Source organism: Streptomyces sp. NBC_00207 (assembly GCF_045160965.1).
Classification (GTDB): Bacteria; Actinomycetota; Actinomycetes; order Streptomycetales; family Streptomycetaceae; genus Streptomyces.
On the sequence record NZ_CP130715.1, the window covers coordinates 5,358,407 to 5,375,191 of the forward strand.

Genomic DNA, 16,785 nt, shown 5'->3' on the forward strand with positions numbered 1-16,785 from the left:
GGGCAGCATCGGAGGGTGTTGAGCACCGGCGCGCTGCGTGCGCATCTGCTGGCCGCCCGGTTGGCCGGGCCCGTCGCCACCTCCCGGGAGGAGAGCCTGCGCAGCTACCGGCTGTTCGCGGCGCGCGATCCGCGGGTGATGCTGGGGCTGGATCCGGAGTGGGGCTGGGGCGAGGGTGACCTGCTGAGGCTGATGGCGGACAAGTGCGGTGTCTCGGCGGACCCGGCGCACGTCAGCGGGCCGGACGTGATCGACCCGGAGCGGACGGTGGCGGCGCTGGAGGCCTTCGCGGCGCGGCTGCGGGAGGCGGCGCAGGCGCGGTCGCCCGTGCTGTTCGGGACCGGTCACCCGCACCGGCTCCTGGGCTTCTACGCCGGTTTGGCCGAGGCGATGTCGGCGGCGGGATGTGTTGTCCTCACCCCGGCGCAGGGGGTGAGTGTCGACATGGCGACCCGGTTCGGCGTACGCACGCACCGCATCGAATACGTACGGGGGGTCGCGCTGGTGCGGGAACCCGGCGTGCGGGTGCCGGGGAGTGCGACCGGCGTGCACACCCATTCACCCCTGCCGGTTCGGATCGCGCTGGGGGCCCTCGCGGAGGCCGGCGGGCCGCTGCCGGAGCTGGTCGTGGGGGACCACGGGTGGGTCTGCGGCGCAGGTCAGCTCGGTGTGAAGGCGATCGGGCTGGCGGACACGGACGATCCCGCGCTGTTCGTCGGGGAGGCCGAGGGGCGGGTCTCGGTGGCCGTTCCACTTGATGACGCGGTGCGAGCGGACTACTACCGACCGCTTATCCGCTACGTGCTCGGCCGGGCGAGTCTGACGGGGCGGCAGGAGTGGCCGTAGCTCCTCTTCCCCACTCGTATCACGCGCCCCTACTCTGGGGAGTGAGCGTGCGACGACGAGGAGTAACCGGAGGGGAAGCCGGTGCCCGTCATGCGCGGAAGGTCAAGGTGTGTCATGGCTGCTGGCGAGAGGCCTCTCAGCGAGGTTCAGTTCCTGACCGTGGCGGAGGTTGCCTCGGTGATGCGAGTGTCGAAGATGACCGTGTACCGGCTGGTGCACAACGGTCATCTGCCCGCAATCCGGGTGGGCCGGTCCTTCCGGGTCCCCGAAAACGCGGTCCACGAGTACCTCCGAGAGTCCTATGTGGGGGTGGAGTCGGCCTGAGACTGACCCCGGCACGCCCTCGGATTACAAGCTCAGAGCTCGGGACGGTAGGCTAGGCCGACGTAGGTCGTGTGGGCCCCGACGCCCCGCACCGAATGAAGAGAAGTGAGCGAGGGTAGTCGTGGGCTCTGTTATCAAGAAGCGGCGCAAGCGGATGGCTAAGAAGAAGCACCGCAAGCTGCTCAAGCGCACCCGCGTCCAGCGCCGTAACAAGAAGTAAACGGCAGCTGTACGTGTTCTCCGCAGCCCCTCCACCATCCTTGGTGGAGGGGCTGCGGTGCAGCCGGGGACTTCTTCGAGGGAGGCGCTGAGCTCGTGGGGAAGGTCGTACTCGTCACCGGGGCAGCCCGGCAGTTGGGCGGCCGCTTCGTGCGCCGGATCCAGCGTGACCCGGACGTCGAGCGGGTGATCGCGGTGGACGCGGTGACACCGCCGCACCGGCTCGGATCGGCGGAGTTCGTCCGTACGGACATCAGACAGTCGGCGATCGCCCGCGTGCTCGCCGAGCACGCCGTGGACACGGTGGTCCATCTGGCGGTCACCGGGGGCGCCGCGGGCGTCGGCGGTGCGCGCAGCGCCGTCAAGGAAACGAACGTCATCGGGACGATGCAGCTCCTCGGGGCCTGCCAGAAGTCGCCGACGGTACGCCGGCTCGTGGTGAAGTCCAGTACCAGCGTGTACGGGGGCACCTCCCGCGATCCGGCCGTCTTCACCGAGACCACCGAACCGAAATCGCTGCCCGCGGGCGGCTTCGCCAAGGACGCCGCCGAGGTCGAGGGATACGTTCGCGGCTTCGCGCGCAGGCGGCCGGACGTCGCGGTGTGCGTGCTGCGGTTCGCGAACATCCTGGGCCCCTTCGCGGACTCGGCCCTCGCCGAATACTTCTCGATCCCCGTGATGCCGACCGTGCTGGGCTACGACCCGCGGCTGCAGTTCGTGCACGAGGACGACGTGCTCGACGTCCTGCGGCTCGCCGCACAGGAGCCCAGGCGCGGCACGCTGAACAGCGGGACCTTCAACATCGCGGGTGACGGCGTGCTGCTGCTGTCGCAGTGTTCGCGGCGGCTGGGGCGGCCCACGATGCCGCTGCTGCTGCCCGCGCTGACGTGGGTGGGTTCCGCGCTGCGGGCGGTCGGGGTCACCGACTTCTCGGCGGAGCAGATGCGGCTGCTCACGCACGGCCGGGTCGTGGAGACCACGCAGATGCGGGAGGTCCTCGGTTTCGAGCCGCTCTACACGACCGCCGAGACCTTCGCGGACTTCGCGCGGAGCCGGGGGAGCGGGCTGCTGCCCCCGGAGCGGGTCGGGCGGGCAGTGGACCGGATGGCGGCCATGCTGGGGGCAGACGGGCCCGATGTCGATGCCGACGCGGTTGAAGGAGCGAAGCGATAGTGGCGGACGCCAAGGTCATTCCGTTCGACGAGGACCGGCCGCGCCGGCGGATCCCCCGCCGGGTGCGTGCGGTGTCCGCCGCCGAGCCGGTGGAGCAGCCGCTCGCTCCGGAGCCGGCGCCCGAGCCGGCTCCGGCGGAGCGCGGTGACGGCTGGGACCGGCGGATCGCGGGCGGGCTGGCCTTCCTGCGGCGGCGGGTCACCGGGGACTACGAGGTCGACGAGTTCGGCTACGACAAGGAACTGACGGACCAGGTCCTGATGTCCCTGATGCGGCCGCTGTACGACAAGTACTTCCGGGTCGAGGTCAGGGGCATCGAGAACATCCCGGCGGAGGGTGGCGCGCTGATCGTGGCCAACCACTCCGGGACGCTGCCGCTGGACGGGCTGATGCTCCAGGTCGCCGTGCACGACCGCCACCCGGCACAGCGTCACCTGCGGCTGCTGGCGGCGGACCTGGTGTTCATGCTGCCGGTGGTCAACGAGCTGGCGCGGAAGGCCGGACACACCCTGGCGTGCGCGGAGGACGCGCAGCGGCTGCTGGAGGCCGGGGAACTCGTCGGTGTGATGCCGGAGGGCTTCAAGGGGATAGGGAAGCCGTTCGGGGACCGGTACAAGCTGCAGCGGTTCGGCCGGGGCGGGTTCGTGTCCACGGCGCTGCGGGCGGGCACGCCGATCGTGCCGTGCTCGATCGTGGGGGCGGAGGAGATTTACCCCATGGTCGGCAACGCGAAGACGCTGGCGCGGCTGCTGGGGGTCCCGTACTTCCCGATCACGCCGACGTTTCCGTGGCTGGGGCCGCTGGGGGCGGTGCCGCTGCCGACGAAGTGGACGATCCAGTTCGGCGAGCCGATCTCCACCGAGGGCTATGCGGCCGAGGCGGCGGAGGATCCCATGCTGATGTTCAACCTGACGGATCAGGTGCGGGAGCAGATCCAGCACACGCTCTACAAGCTGCTGGTGCAGCGGCGGTCCGTGTTCTTCTGACCCGCCGCTGAAGGATGAAGGCGGGGCTGCCGTGGGCAGCCCCGCCTTTCCTCTACTCCGCGTCCTCCGCGCCCAGGCCCAGGCCCGGGAGGATGCCCGGGAGGAGGGGCGGGAGGGTGATGTCCGGCCTGGCCTGCTCCGGGGTGCCGGAGGGGGGCGGGGCCGACTGTCCCGCGGGCGGGTTGAGCAGGTCGCCCGTACCGCCCAGGAGACCGCCGCCGGCCGGTGGCCGGGTGCTGCCCGAGGGGGACGGCGCGGGGCTGCCGGAGGGCGTCCCGGCGGCCGGGGCGGACTGCTGGGCCCCGCTGGGGGCGCCCGGCTTGTGGGAGGAACTGCCGGGGGGCGTGCTGGTGCCGCGGGTCTGCTCCGGTGGCTTCGGGAGCAGGCTCTGGAGCGGCGCCACGTCTTCGTCTATGGCCTGGAAGACCGACTCCACCTCACCGCCCACGTCCGTGAGCTGCGCCGGGAGCCTCTCGCGGAGCTTGCCCCACGCATCGCGGTGGGAGCGGGAGAACGACGACAGCTTCTGGATCGGGCCGAGCGAGCCGTCCCGTTCGTATGCCGCCTGGAGGAGCCGGTGGCCCTCCTCCGCGTCGTGCTTCACGCCCGCCAGGGCGCGGCGGATCGCGCCCAGGGACTCGTGGTCCAGGTCGCCCAGCCGGCCCCGTTCCATCAGCCTGCGGGCTTCCGACAGACGGTTCGAGGCCTGGTCGAGGTAGAGCTCGCCCCGGTCCGCGTCGTCGTCGGCCATCCCCAGCTTCAGGTCCTCCATGCCCCGCTTCACGGGGTAGAGGTGGTCACCGGGCAGGGCGTCGGAACTGGCAGCGGCCACTCCGCTGAAGGCCCCCGCGGCCACACCCACGGTGAGGCCGCCCGCTGCGATGCCCTTGGACCAGCGGGAGCGGGGCCGCAATTTCCGGAGCGGGGTCGCCCGGTGGGCGCCGCGGCCGGTCCGCTGCTCGGGCACGTGAGGGTCCGAGGCGGCACCGCCCCCGGCCCTCTCTTCCAACACCATGGCCTCCATGGCGGCAACGAGCTGGGCTCGCTGCACCACCTTGACCTCGGGGTCCAGCACCGGGCGCGGCATTCTTTCGCCGAGCACGCTCGCCAGGGCCAACAACCGGTCGTGGTCGGCAGGTTCGGCAGGTGCCTCGGACTGCTCGGCCGCCGGGTCCGGTTCCGAAAGGTCGGACGGGGTCCGATCCTCCAGGGCCTGGGCGAAGGCGTTCGCCCGCCGGTGCGGAGTCACGTTCGCGATCACTGGCGGCACCTCCTCTCGTCATGACGATCGACTCCCCAAGGGGTCCGGAAGGTTGCCTTCCTTGAGCACATCCACACTTTCGGGTGAGCGGCTTCGGGCAGGGCGTGTCCACAGGGAGTCTGCATTCCGCACAACGAGCGTCGCGGCACTTGGGTTACGGACGAAGGATGATCGGACCACAGCGTCATCGAGGGGTCACCGGATGTATGTGAGGTTGTGTTGATTTATGAGGGGGTCAGCGGGCGTCGTCCGGGAGGAGGCGGGCCAGGGTGCGGACCGCCCGGTACTGGAGCGTCTTGATGGCTCCTTCGTTCTTTCCCATGACCCGGGCCGTCTCGGCGACCGAGAGGCCCTGCAGGAAGCGCAGGGTCACGCACTCCTGCTGCTGCGGATTGAGCTTCCGCACGGCCTCCAGCAGGGCCGCGTTGGAGAGGGACTCCAGGACGGAGTCCTCGGGGCTGCGCTCGACCTCGTTGGCGTCGAGCATCTCTCCGGTGGTGACCTCCAGCCGGAAGCGGCTGGACTTGAAGTGGTCCGCCACCAGGTTGCGGGCGATCGTCACGAGCCAGGCGCCGAAGTCGCGGCCCTGCCAGGTGAAGGTGGAGATGCGGCGCAGCGCGCGCAGGAACGTCTCGCTGGTGAGGTCCTCCGCGGTCGCCTTCCCCCCGACCCGGTAGTAGATGTAGCGGTAGACCGTGTCGCTGTACTGGTCGTAGAGGCGGCCGAAGGCATCGGCCTCGCCCGCCTGGGCTCGTTCGACCAGGTCCATCATGCGGGCCTGGTCGCTGTCCGCGGTGGGGCGGCGGGGGGTGGCCTGGGTGCTCGTGCCGGCGGCGCCGTTCGAGCCCCCGGCCGCGCGACCTCGTCTGCCCACCGTCGCCCCGCCGTCGGTCAGGGCATAGCAAGGACCGGCCGGGCCGATACCGGCGGGGACCGCGGCGGCGAAGGCGGGGACGGTGTACGCGGTGGGGACGAAGCCGCGCAGGTGGTCGAGGACCGTTGCGCGCAGCTGAGCCAGGCCCGAGGCGTCAACCCCGACAGGTGGGTACACGGGACTCCCAGAGGCAGAGCTTCCATCACGTGCAGTGCGGGACCGTTCACCCGTCGTGGCGACAGATGGCCGGTGGCATGCGTTTGAGGAGAATAACGCTTCGTACAGGCAGCACTACACCCAGTTGCTCAAATCACCGGTTCCGACACTTCCGTTGCGTGTCGAGGGCATATTCAGTCGCGGTTGGTGATCGATTCTTGATCACTTGGATACGCGGAATGGACGCTTCCAAGGGGGGCCGCGACCGAGTCGGGCAGGCCGGAGTGCCGCGCCGGGGGCGCGGGTAGAGGTGAGCGAATGCCCGGGGCCGGGCCGCGGGGCCGGCGCGTGCGCGGGCGGCGGGGCCCGGGCCTGCCGTTGTTACTTGCGGCGGCGGTGCAGGGCGATGGCGGCGGCCGCGCCGCCCGCGATCGCGCCGACGCCGGCGGCCGCCGGGACGCCGACCTTCACGGCCTTGCGGCCGGTGCGGTAGTCGCGCAGCCGCCAGTCGTTGGTACGGGCATGCTTGCGCAGTTTTGTGTCCGGATTGATCGCGTACGGATGTCCGACCAGTGACAGCATCGGGATGTCGTTGTGCGAATCGCTGTACGCGGCGCAGCGCGCGAGGTCCAGCCCCTCGGCGGCGGCCAGGGCGCGGACCGCCTCGGCCTTGGCGGGGCCGTGCAGCGGCTCGCCGACCAGGCGGCCGGTGTAGACGCCGTCCACGGACTCGGCGACGGTGCCCAGGGCCCCGGTCAGGCCGAGCCGGCGGGCGATGATCGTGGCCGTCTCCACGGGGGCGGCGGTGACCAGCCACACCTTCTGGCCGGCGTCGAGGTGGGCCTGGGCCAGGGCGCGGGTGCCCGGCCAGATCCGCTCGGCCATGTACTCGTCGTAGATCTCCTCGCCGATGGCCATCAACTCGGAGACCTTGTGGCCCTTGACGATGGACAGGGCGCTGTCGCGGGCGTCCTGCATGTGCTCGGGGTCCTCGACCCCGGCGAGCCTGAACCAGGCCTGCTGCCAGGCGAAGCGGGCGAGTTCGCGGCGCTGGAAGAACTCGCGCTTGTAGAGGCCGCGGCCGAAGTGGAAGATCGCGGCGCCCTGCATGACGGTGTTGTCGAGGTCGAAGAAGGCGGCGGCGAGGTCGTCGCCGGCGACCGGGAACTCGGGCTCGGCCGGGGGCTCTTCCCGGGGTGCCTCGACCGCGGGTGCCTCGATCTCCGCTTCGGCCTCGGCTCCGGTCAGCGCCGTCTTGCGGGCGGCCTCCGCCGAGGCCTCGCCTGCCAGCACGCTCCGCGCGGTTGCGGAGCGTCTACGAGGGGTGAGCCATCCGAGAGCGGCCATGCGGCGAGCATAGCCACTGTGTTCGGTACTTCCCGAACCGATGGGAAACGGAGGCGTTAACACTTCGGGAGAATGGGGCCATGAGCCCTTTGTTGCGCCGCAAGGAAAAGAAGCGTCCCGGCGAGCGGATGGTGACGCTGATCGGGAAGCCCGGGTGTCACCTGTGCGACGACGCCGAGGGGGTGGTCGCCGAGATCTGTGCCGAGACCGGAGCACAGTGGGAGAAGAAGGACATCTCCCAGGACGAGGAGCTCTACCGGCTGTACTGGGAGCAGATCCCGGTGGTGCTCGTCGACGGCGAACAGCACACCTTCTGGAGGGTGAACCCGGACCGGCTCAGGCGGGCATTGGGGGCCTGACCCGCTTCCCGGTTACCATCATGGGCGATTTGTGGGGTCTGGGGGCGTATCTGTGAGGAGTGTGCACGGTTTTGCCCCCTTTTGGATTTGAACGGGTTCGGCGTACGGCCGGTTCCGGGTTTCCGCGCCGAGGTCGCGTGACCCCGGTCACTTTGCGCGGACAAACCGGACACAATCTTTGTGCACGCGTTCACAAAGGCATAGCCTGCTGTCGACGGGGCGGTCTTGGGACAAGTGACCGCCTGCAGCCCCGCTCATCCCGCAGGAGCATCGTGGCAACTGGCCGAACTCACCGACCGGCGACCCGCAGCCGAGGTATTCCCGAGGCCACTGTCGCCCGGCTTCCGCTGTACTTGCGTGCCCTCACCGCGCTCTCCGAGCGATCGGTGCCCACGGTGTCTTCCGAGGAGCTCGCAGCCGCCGCCGGAGTCAACTCCGCGAAGCTGCGCAAGGACTTCTCGTACCTCGGTTCCTACGGCACCCGCGGCGTCGGCTACGACGTCGAATACCTCGTCTACCAGATCTCCCGCGAGCTCGGCCTGACCCAGGACTGGCCGGTCGTCATCGTCGGCATCGGCAACCTCGGCGCCGCCCTCGCCAACTACGGCGGCTTCTCCGCGCGCGGCTTCCGCGTCGCGGCCCTCATCGACGCCGACCCGGCGATGGCCGGCAAGCCGGTCGCCGGCATGTCCGTGCAGCACACCGATGATCTGGAGAAGATCATCGAGGAGAACGGCGTCTCGATCGGTGTCATCGCGACCCCGGCGGGTGCGGCCCAGCAAGTCAGCGAGCGGCTGATCGCGGCCGGGGTCACCTCCATCCTGAACTTCGCGCCGACCGTGCTGTCCGTGCCCGACGGCGTCGACGTGCGCAAGGTCGACCTCTCCATCGAGCTCCAGATCCTGGCGTTCCACGAGCAGCGCAAGGCCGGCGAGGAAGCGGCCGCCGCTGCCGCCGGCGGCTCCTCCGTGGGCGGCGCCGCCCCCGCCGCGGCCGTCGTGCCGCCGGCCGGCCGTGCGGCCGCCGAGGCGCGCAAGGGTAACCCCGAGGGTGACCACCCGGCGGTGATGCCGGCATGAGTCTGCTCGTCGTAGGGCTGAGCCACCGCAGCGCACCCGTGAGCGTCCTGGAGCGGGCCTCGCTGTCCGCGGACGCCAAGATCAAGCTGCTGCACGACACCCTCGCCGCGGAACCCGCGGCGGAGGCGGCGGTGCTCGCCACCTGCAACCGGATCGAGCTGTACGCCGACGTGGACAAGTTCCACGCGGGTGTGGCCGAGCTGTCCACGCTGCTGGCCCAGCACAGCGGAGTGGCTCTGGAAGAGCTCACCCCGTACCTGTACGTGCACTACGAGGACCGGGCGGTGCACCACCTGTTCTCGGTGGCGTGCGGGCTGGACTCGATGGTCGTGGGCGAGGGGCAGATCCTCGGCCAGATCAAGGACGCGCTGGCGCTGGGGCAGGAGCTGCACACCGCCGGCCGGCTGATCAACGACCTGTTCCAGCAGGCGCTGCGGGTGGGCAAGCGGGCGCACTCGGAGACCGGGATCGACCGCGCGGGCCAGTCGCTGGTGACCTTCGGGCTGGAGCAACTGGCCGTGCGCGTGCCGGTGGGCGAGTGGGCCGCCGGCAAGCGGGCGCTGGTGATCGGCGCCGGGTCGATGTCCTCGCTGGCCGCGGCGACGCTGGCGCGGGTCGGCGTCGCCGAGATTGTGGTGGCGAACCGGACCGCGGACCGGGCGGAGCGGCTTGCGGAGATTCTGGTTGCCTCGGGCACCGGGGTCGCGGCGGTGGCGATCCCCATGGCCGGGGTTGCCGATGAGCTGACACGAGTCGATGTGGTGGTGTCCTGCACCGGGGCGACCGGGCTCGTGCTGACCGCCGATGACGTGCTCGCCGCCGTGTCCCAGGGCTCCGCCCCGGACCCCGCGCCTCAAACGCCGGCGGGGCTGGATGTGCCGGCCGGGCTGGAATCGGCGGATGCGGACGTCATTGCGCGGCTCGTCGCCGCTGCCCGGGACGGGGGGCGGCTCGCCGATGCGGGGGCTGCTCGGACCATCAGTGCCGCCGTCGAGGCCGACGGGTGCCCGGTGGGGCCCGACGGCCGGGCCGCGCTGACCGGGGTCGACGCCAACTCCCTCGAACTGCACGGGACCTGGGCCGACCAGGGCGAGGCCGCCGCGCAGCGGCAGCCGCGCAGGAGCGCCCGTACGCAGACCGACGCGACGGCCGTCCGGCTCGCGCTGCTCGACCTGGCCATGCCCCGGGACATCGATGCCGCCGTGCACCGGATTCCCGGCGTGCGGCTCGTCGACATCGAAAGCCTGGCCGAGGCGTCTGCCGACGCCCCGATGGCGGCCGACGTCGACGCCGTACGCGGCATAGTCACGGAGGAAGTGGCCGCCTTCGGGGCCGCACAGCGGGCCGCGCACATCACGCCCACCGTGGTCGCCCTGCGGGCCATGGCGGCGGAGGTCGTGGCCATGGAAGTGGCGCGGCTCGACGGGCGGGTGCCCGACCTCGACGAACGGCAGCGGGCCGAGGTCACCCAGACCGTGCGCCGCGTCGTCGACAAGCTCCTCCACGCGCCGACCGTGCGCGTCAAGCAGCTCGCCAGCGAGCCCGGCGGTGCCGGGTACGCGGAGGCACTGCGCGAACTCTTCGACCTCGACCCTCAGACGGTTGCTTCCGTCAGCCGGGCGGACGCGGCCGATCCGATGAACGACGACCCAGGACGGGCATCATGAACACACGTCCCGACCAGCCGCTGCGGCTCGGTACGCGGCGGAGCAAGCTGGCCATGTCCCAGTCGGGGCACGTCGCCGACGCGGTACGGGCGATCACCGGCCGGCCCGTCGAGCTCGTGGAGATCACGACCTACGGCGACGTCTCGCGCGAGCACCTCGCGCAGATCGGCGGGACGGGTGTGTTCGTCACCGCCCTGCGCGACGCGCTGCTGCGGGGCGAGGTCGACTTCGCCGTGCACTCGCTGAAGGACCTGCCGACGACGCAGCCCGACGACCTCGTGATCGCGGCCATGCCGCGCCGCGAGGACGCGCGGGACGCGCTCGTCGCGCGGGACGGTCTGACCTTCGAGCAGCTGCCCGACGGTGCCCGCATCGGCACCGGGTCGCCGCGGCGCACGGCCCAGCTCAACCACCTGGCGCTGTCGCTCGGCAAGCGGATCGAGACGGTGCCCATCCGCGGCAACGTCGACACCCGGATCGGCTTCGTCCGCGACGGCGAGCTCGATGCCGTCGTGCTCGCGGCCGCCGGCCTCAACCGGATCGGTCGCGGTGACGAGGCGACCGACCTGCTCTCCGTCGACAACGTCCTGCCGGCCCCCGGCCAGGGCGCCCTGGCCGTGGAGTGCCTCGCGTCCGATACGGACCTCATCGCCGAGCTCGGCGAACTCGACGACCCCTTCACCCGGGCCGCCGTGACCGCCGAGCGTTCTCTGCTCGCCGCCCTGGAGGCCGGCTGCAGCGCACCCGTGGGCGCGTTCGCCGATCTTCTGGCCGACGGCCAGGTTGTCAATGAAATGCGCCTGCGCGGCGTCGTCGGAACCCTCGACGGCTCGACGCTGGTGCAGCTGTCCACCACCGGTCCCGTGCCCCAGTCGTACGACGAGGCCATGGCTCTCGGCCGCGAACTCGCGGACGAGATGCTGGCCAAGGGCGCGGCCGGTCTGATGGGGGAGCGATCGCTTTGAACCCCTCAATTCCGACCACCTCCGCTTTTCCGGCCGTCGCCGCCCACGGACGCGTCACCTTCCTCGGTGCCGGCCCCGGCGACCCGGGTCTGCTGACGCTGCGCGCCGTCGAGGCGCTCGCCGCCGCGGACGTACTGATCGCGGAGCCCGAGGTGCTCGAGGTCGTACGGACGCATGCGCGCGCGAATGTCGACACGCCGCAGCTGACGATTGCTGACGAAGTGTCAGCAGCCGCCGGGGTCCCGGTGATCCGGGACGCGGCCAATCTTGTCATGGAGGCCGCACGCTCCGGCAGGCGGGTCGTACGTGCCGTCACGGGCGACCCCGGGCTCGACGGCAACGCGGCCGAGGAGATGCTCGTCTGCGCCACCGCCGGCATCCCCTTCGAGGTGGTGCCCGGTATCGCGACCGCGGTCGGCGTGCCCGCGTACGCCGGTGTCCCGCTGCGCGACAAGCAGGGCGCGGACGTCCGGTTCGTCGACGCGAAGACCGCCTCGGCGCGCTGCTGGAGCGAGGTCGGCGCGAGCGACGGCATCCTCGTCGTCTCCGCGACGCTGGAGACCGTCTCGGCCGCCGCCGCCGAGCTGGTGAGCGCCGGGCGCAAGCCCGACACCCCGCTGACGGTGACCGTCGCCGGCACCACCACGCGGCAGCGCACCTGGTCCGCGACGCTGGGCACGATCGCCCAGGTGTTCAAGCAGGGCAAGGTGCTCCCCTCGCCCGAGGGCGCCCGGCCCGTCATAGCCGTGGTCGGTGAGCACAGCGCCGCCGCGCGGCGCGAGGACCTGTCCTGGTTCGAGTCGAAGCCGCTGTTCGGCTGGCGGGTCCTCGTACCGCGCACCAAGGAACAGGCCGCTTCGCTCTCCGACCAGCTGCGTTCGTACGGCGCGGTGCCCCACGAGGTGCCGACCATCGCCGTGGAGCCGCCGCGCACCCCGCAGCAGATGGAGCGCGCGGTGAAGGGCCTGGTGACGGGCCGCTACGAGTGGATCGCTTTCACGAGCGTGAACGCCGTCAAGGCCGTCCGGGAGAAGTTCGAGGAGTACGGGCTCGACGCCCGCGCCTTCGCGGGCATCAAGGTCGCGGCGGTGGGCGAGCAGACCGCCGCCGCGCTCGTGGAGTTCGGCGTGAAGCCGGACCTGGTGCCGAGCGGGGAGCAGTCCGCGGCCGGACTGCTGGAGGACTGGCCGCCGTACGACCCGGTCTTCGACCCGATCGACCGCGTGTTCCTGCCGCGGGCCGACATCGCGACCGAGACGCTGGTCGCCGGGCTGATCGAGCTCGGGTGGGAGGTCGACGACGTCACCGCCTACCGGACCGTGCGCGCGTCGCCGCCGCCGGCGGACACGCGCGAGGCGATCAAGGGCGGCGGGTTCGACGCCGTTCTCTTCACGTCGAGCTCCACCGTGCGGAACCTGGTCGGCATCGCCGGGAAGCCGCACAACGTGACCGTCATCGCGTGTATCGGGCCGGCGACGGCCAAGACGGCGGAGGAACACGGGCTGCGCGTGGACGTGCTGTCCCCGGAGCCGAGTGTCAGCAAGCTGGCGGAGGCCCTCGCCGAGTACGGTGCGGCGCGCCGCGAGGCGGCCAAGGAGGCCGGCGAGACGGTGTTCCGGCCGAGCGAGCGCCGGCCGGGGGCGCGGCGTCGTCGTACCACCTAGCGGTGGGCTGAGCCGTACCACCTGGCGGTGGGCTGAGCAGTACGAGGGCGGGGTCGGGCGCTGGTGCGCCGGGCCCCGCCCTCGTTTCTTTGCCGGGGCGGGGCGGGGCGGGGCGGGGCGGCGGGGTGGGGCCGGGCGCGCGCCGGGGCGTCTCCTCGGGCGCCGAACGTGGCGGGGGGTCGGAGGGCCGAGCCCCGTTGCGTTCGACGCCCTGCGGGGAGCGCCCCGGCACACACCCGGCCCCGCCGGATCCACCCCGGCACACACCCGCCCCGACACACACCCGGCCCCGCCGGATCCGCCCCGGCACACACCCGGCCCGGCAGGAACCCGGCCCGGCAGGCACCCGCTCCGGCAGGAACCCGCTCCGGCAGGTGCCCGGTCCGCCGGAGCCCGCACTGGCAAGGGTCGCGTCGGGGGCTGCCCTGGGGGTCGGGGGTGGGCTGGGGGCCCCTACGCTTGTTGCGACTGTTCTCGATGCTCGAAGAGGCGACTGAAGATGAGCACGTACGGATCCTTCCCCGGCTCGCGGCCCCGCCGGCTGCGCACCACCCCGGCGATGCGGCGGATGGTCGCGGAGAACCGGCTGCACCCCTCGGACCTGATCCTTCCCGCGTTCGTACGGGAGGGCATCAGTGAGCCCCTGGCGATCTCGGCGATGCCGGGCGTCGTCCAGCACACCCGGGACACGCTGCGGAAGGCCGCCGCGGAGGCGGTCGAGGCGGGGGTCGCGGGGATCATGCTGTTCGGTGTGCCGGCCGACGAGAACAAGGACGCGCTGGGCACGGCTGGCACCGAGCCGGACGGGATCCTGCAGGTCGCGATCCGCGATGTGAAGGCCGAGGTGGGGGACGATCTGGTGATCATGTCCGACCTGTGCCTCGACGAGTACACGGATCACGGGCACTGCGGGGTGCTGGACGAGCACGGGCGTGTCGACAACGACGCGACGCTGGAGCGGTACGCCGAGATGGCGCAGGTCCAGGCCGACGCGGGCGTCCACGTGGTGGGCCCCAGCGGGATGATGGACGGCCAGGTCGGGGTCATCCGCGACGCGCTGGACGAGACCGGGCACGAGGACGTGTCCATCCTGGCGTACACGGCGAAGTACTCGTCGGCCTTCTACGGTCCCTTCCGCGAGGCCGTCGCCTCCTCGCTCCAGGGCGACCGCAAGACCTACCAGCAGGACCCGGCGAACGCGCGGGAGTCCCTGCGGGAGCTCGCCCTCGACCTGGAGGAGGGCGCCGACATGGTGATGGTCAAGCCGGCCGGACCCTACCTCGACATCCTGTACCGGGTCGCGCAGGAGGTGGACGTCCCGGTGGCGGCGTACCAGATCAGCGGCGAGTTCGCGATGATCGAGGCGGCGGCGGAGAAGGGCTGGATCGAGCGGGACCGGGCCATCCTGGAGACCCTGCTGGGCATCAAGCGGGCGGGTGCCGACACGATCCTCACCTACTGGGCGACCGAGGTCGCCGGCTGGCTGCGCAACGCCTGACCCGCTCTACGGCCAGTCGACGAGGCCGTGGAAGACGATGAAGTCGAGGACGACGGCGGCCGGAGCGGTCACCGCGAACCACACCCTGGCGGCGGCGTGGCGCCGCTGCCAGGGCAGCGCCCACGCGGCGAGCAGTAGGACCAGGACCAGGGCCAGGCCGGACCCGAACACCGGGAAGGCGGTGCCGTAGGAGGCGTCGAACCGGTCGCTCGCCGCGTCACCGCAGGAGTCGCAGGCCATCGGGGACAGCCCGACGAAGAAGGACGCGACGGCCGCGAGCGGCGGCGTCAGCAGGGTGGAGACGAGCGGCGCGACGAACGCGCGGGGGTGGCGGGCGGTGTCCGGGGTCATGGGTCCAGTCAACTCCGCCGAAAGAGCCCGAACATGAGTGCGCATACTCAGGTGGAAGGCCCGCTGACCTGCGAACCTCGTAGGCGTACGTGCGCATGTGGCACGGCTGCGCCAAAGAGGGGTGGACATGCAGGACGGCGATCTCGAGGTCTCGGAGGACGGCCTCACCAAGCTCGCTGACGACTTCGACCAGGTGCAGGGTCATCTGGAGCATCAGATCCGCGACATGGACCGGGTGGTCGACAGCATCGCGGCGGGCTGGCAGGGGCCCACGGCCACGGCCTACCGCGCCCTGCACCGGGGGGCCGCCGAGGACGCCGTGCGGATCCGGCAGGTGCTCTCCCTCCTCGAACAGGCCACCAGGGGCTCCCGTGACGGCTTCACGGCCCAGGAACTGGAAGTCCTGGCCTCGTTCAAGCGCGTACAGAGCCAGAGGCAACCGCTGGCTGGAGGTGCTGGGCAAGAGCGTGGTGAGCATCGGCGGTGTCGCCGTCGGCTTCACCGAGACCGCCAACGCCTACACCAAGGCCGATGCGGCCGCCCACCCCAAGCCGGGACAGGCCCCGGAGCAGCGCCCGGTGCCCACGGTCATCGACAAGGACCCCAAGTTCGCCAGTGTCCCCGACATCAAGTGGGGTGACGACGACGGCGGCGACGACCTGATCCGCGGGGCGATGGAGGGCATACCGGAGATCGTCCGGGACGTCCTGCAGCCCGTCGCGAAGCACGTCTTCCGTGTCGGCAAGGTGGCGGACGTCCACCCCTTCCCGCAGCAGCACTACCTCAACTCGCACTGCCACAGCTGGATGAACGCCTCGACCGTCCCGGGCAACACGGCGGCCGAGCTGACGATGATCATCGGCACCATCACCAACCACCAGAGGGCCGACTGGGAAGGCGCGATGCGGACGTTCTGCAGCGCGCTGTGGGGCGCGACGGACTGGGGTCGGTCCGGTCCGTCCCGGCACGGCTGCCAGTGGGCGCACACCACCCCGCCGCCCGGGACGCGGACGCCCACGGGCAGTCAGCCGGTGATGAGCGTCCTGGGCGACGTGGCGATCAAGGTCAGCGACTGTCTGCGCGAGTACGCGGAAGCCGCGGTCGAGCTGAACCACGACGTCTTCGAAGAGCTCAAGCGGGCCATGAAGCAGGCCGCCCTGAGCATCCTCGAAGACCTGGAGAAGGCCAAGGAGAAGCCCAGCATCAAGAGCATCGCCGGCGCGGTCACCAGCGTGGCCAGCGGGCTCGGCGGGGCCGCCGGAGTGCTGCTGAAGTTCGACGTCAACACGGTCCTGAAGCTGGACAAGGCCAAGCTCAACCGGATCGTGGACAAGTGCACCGGCATCGTGGACGGCCTCACCACGCGCACGGAGGCGCTCCAGGGCGTCCTGGACGAAGCGCACATGAGCGCCCCGAAGTTCGAGGCCGGGGTCGCCCGCGCCCGCGCCCACGGCTTCGGCGCCCGGTCCCTGGAGGACTTCAGGACCACCTCGCAGACCTGGCTGAAGATCGACTCGGCCACCGGCAAGTACGTGCTGGACCTGGCCGCCAACGAATGGACGGCGGACGGCCACACGCTGGACAAGCACGTGGGCAAGACGGACGAGCAGCTGGTGCAGCGCCTGCGCGACCAGCAGTCGGCCGGCCCGACCCCCGCCTGGCCGCACGGCAAGCCGAGGCCGAGCGGCTCCTCCGCCTTTCCGAACTACCAGCGGGCGCAGGAACTCACCCAGTACAACCTCAACCAGAAGGCCGGGGAGATCGATGCCTGGATCAAGGGGCCGCCGCCACCCGCAGACGGCGCAGTGAAGTCCTTCGTGGGGACGGCGCCCCCTGGTGAGACCAGCGGCCGCAGCGTGAGCAAGCAGCCGACCGACCCTCTCGATCCGCTGTCCGGATTCAAGGAGGGCGGCATGCAGGCCAAGGCGGATTACGTGACGGGCATCGACACGAGGAGCAGGTACGACAGCAGCCGCAATCCTCGTTCACCGTCATGACGTCCATGCCCGGCAAGTG

At 71.3% G+C, this 16,785-nt stretch carries 16 protein-coding genes and 1 pseudogene; 13 read left to right on the top strand and 4 right to left on the bottom strand.

The features are described 5' to 3' along the window. Window positions 1-15: 15 nt before the first annotated feature. The 5 genes from OG472_RS25395 to OG472_RS25415 all read left to right on the top strand — a co-directional run bounded on the left by OG472_RS25395 (window position 16) and on the right by OG472_RS25415 (window position 3,548). Window positions 16-846, top strand: coding sequence for a phosphatase (locus OG472_RS25395; protein WP_405831387.1), 831 nt, complete (start codon window positions 16-18; stop codon window positions 844-846). A 114-nt stretch (window positions 847-960) separates the two neighbouring features. After that, entirely contained in the window at window positions 961-1,170 is a 210-nt protein-coding gene (locus OG472_RS25400; protein WP_008738568.1) for a helix-turn-helix domain-containing protein, read from the top strand. Window positions 1,171-1,291: 121 nt separating this feature from the next. Beyond that, window positions 1,292-1,390, top strand: coding sequence for a 30S ribosomal protein bS22 (locus OG472_RS25405; RefSeq protein WP_003948845.1), 99 nt, complete (start codon window positions 1,292-1,294; stop codon window positions 1,388-1,390). 95 nt (window positions 1,391-1,485) lie between these two features. Then, on the top strand, window positions 1,486-2,562 hold the full coding sequence (locus OG472_RS25410; RefSeq protein WP_401607812.1) for an NAD-dependent epimerase/dehydratase family protein: 1,077 nt from the start codon (window positions 1,486-1,488) through the stop codon (window positions 2,560-2,562). Further along, entirely contained in the window at window positions 2,562-3,548 is a 987-nt protein-coding gene (locus OG472_RS25415) for a lysophospholipid acyltransferase family protein (protein WP_405942087.1), read from the top strand. Before OG472_RS25410 ends, OG472_RS25415 begins: the two co-directional genes overlap by 1 nt. A gap of 52 nt (window positions 3,549-3,600) precedes the next feature. Here OG472_RS25415 and OG472_RS25420 read toward each other — a convergent pair whose 3' ends face one another. From OG472_RS25420 to OG472_RS25430, 3 genes are all read right to left on the bottom strand, one after another. Beyond that, window positions 3,601-4,809 carry a DUF5667 domain-containing protein gene (locus tag OG472_RS25420; protein WP_401607808.1) on the bottom strand — a complete coding sequence of 403 codons (1,209 nt, stop codon included), beginning with the start codon at window positions 4,807-4,809 and terminating at the stop codon, window positions 3,601-3,603. 235 nt (window positions 4,810-5,044) lie between these two features. Beyond that, complete coding sequence (locus tag OG472_RS25425) at window positions 5,045-5,860, bottom strand: ECF subfamily RNA polymerase sigma factor, BldN family (protein ID WP_361768711.1); 816 nt, start codon at window positions 5,858-5,860, stop codon at window positions 5,045-5,047. A 360-nt stretch (window positions 5,861-6,220) separates the two neighbouring features. Beyond that, entirely contained in the window at window positions 6,221-7,186 is a 966-nt protein-coding gene (locus OG472_RS25430; protein WP_405942088.1) for an HAD family hydrolase, read from the bottom strand. A gap of 80 nt (window positions 7,187-7,266) precedes the next feature. Between OG472_RS25430 and OG472_RS25435 the strand changes: the two genes are divergently transcribed. The 6 genes from OG472_RS25435 to hemB all read left to right on the top strand — a co-directional run bounded on the left by OG472_RS25435 (window position 7,267) and on the right by hemB (window position 14,418). Next, window positions 7,267-7,545, top strand: a complete 279-nt coding sequence (locus OG472_RS25435) for a glutaredoxin family protein (RefSeq protein ID WP_401607802.1) — start codon at window positions 7,267-7,269, stop codon at window positions 7,543-7,545. Window positions 7,546-7,817: 272 nt separating this feature from the next. Then, entirely contained in the window at window positions 7,818-8,624 is an 807-nt protein-coding gene (locus tag OG472_RS25440) for a redox-sensing transcriptional repressor Rex (protein ID WP_030721283.1), read from the top strand. Then, window positions 8,621-10,291 carry a glutamyl-tRNA reductase gene (locus OG472_RS25445; RefSeq protein WP_405831391.1) on the top strand — a complete coding sequence of 557 codons (1,671 nt, stop codon included), beginning with the start codon at window positions 8,621-8,623 and terminating at the stop codon, window positions 10,289-10,291. Before OG472_RS25440 ends, OG472_RS25445 begins: the two co-directional genes overlap by 4 nt. Continuing rightward, the gene (gene hemC, locus OG472_RS25450) at window positions 10,288-11,256 is read left to right on the top strand and encodes a hydroxymethylbilane synthase (protein WP_405831393.1); all 969 of its coding nucleotides are present in this window, start codon (window positions 10,288-10,290) and stop codon (window positions 11,254-11,256) included. Before OG472_RS25445 ends, hemC begins: the two co-directional genes overlap by 4 nt. Continuing rightward, window positions 11,253-12,920, top strand: coding sequence for a uroporphyrinogen-III synthase (locus OG472_RS25455; protein WP_401607796.1), 1,668 nt, complete (start codon window positions 11,253-11,255; stop codon window positions 12,918-12,920). The genes hemC and OG472_RS25455 overlap by 4 nt, the downstream gene beginning before the upstream one ends. A 499-nt stretch (window positions 12,921-13,419) precedes the next feature. Beyond that, window positions 13,420-14,418, top strand: a complete 999-nt coding sequence (gene hemB / locus OG472_RS25460; protein ID WP_405831395.1) for a porphobilinogen synthase — start codon at window positions 13,420-13,422, stop codon at window positions 14,416-14,418. 6 nt (window positions 14,419-14,424) lie between these two features. Here hemB and OG472_RS25465 read toward each other — a convergent pair whose 3' ends face one another. Further along, window positions 14,425-14,769, bottom strand: coding sequence for a hypothetical protein (locus OG472_RS25465; RefSeq protein ID WP_405942089.1), 345 nt, complete (start codon window positions 14,767-14,769; stop codon window positions 14,425-14,427). A gap of 127 nt (window positions 14,770-14,896) precedes the next feature. Between OG472_RS25465 and OG472_RS25470 the strand changes: the two are divergent. Together OG472_RS25470 and OG472_RS25475 are read left to right on the top strand one after the other, a co-directional pair. After that, a pseudogene (locus OG472_RS25470) lies at window positions 14,897-15,103 on the top strand (WXG100 family type VII secretion target); the annotation flags it as partial. A gap of 37 nt (window positions 15,104-15,140) precedes the next feature. After that, the gene (locus OG472_RS25475) at window positions 15,141-16,766 is read left to right on the top strand and encodes an RNase A-like domain-containing protein (RefSeq protein WP_405942090.1); all 1,626 of its coding nucleotides are present in this window, start codon (window positions 15,141-15,143) and stop codon (window positions 16,764-16,766) included. The last annotated feature ends 19 nt before the right edge of the window (window positions 16,767-16,785 follow it).

Bases quoted from the DNA above. Each gene is read 5' to 3' on its own strand.
- OG472_RS25400 (WP_008738568.1), top strand. From the start codon at position 961: ATGGCTGCTGGCGAGAGGCCTCTCAGCGAGGTTCAGTTCCTGACCGTG.
- OG472_RS25430 (WP_405942088.1), bottom strand. From the start codon at position 7,186: ATGGCCGCTCTCGGATGGCTCACCCCTCGTAGACGCTCCGCAACCGCG.
- OG472_RS25435 (WP_401607802.1), top strand. From the start codon at position 7,267: ATGAGCCCTTTGTTGCGCCGCAAGGAAAAGAAGCGTCCCGGCGAGCGG.
- OG472_RS25445 (WP_405831391.1), top strand. From the start codon at position 8,621: ATGAGTCTGCTCGTCGTAGGGCTGAGCCACCGCAGCGCACCCGTGAGC.
- hemC (WP_405831393.1), top strand. From the start codon at position 10,288: ATGAACACACGTCCCGACCAGCCGCTGCGGCTCGGTACGCGGCGGAGC.
- hemB (WP_405831395.1), top strand. From the start codon at position 13,420: ATGAGCACGTACGGATCCTTCCCCGGCTCGCGGCCCCGCCGGCTGCGC.
- OG472_RS25465 (WP_405942089.1), bottom strand. From the start codon at position 14,769: ATGACCCCGGACACCGCCCGCCACCCCCGCGCGTTCGTCGCGCCGCTC.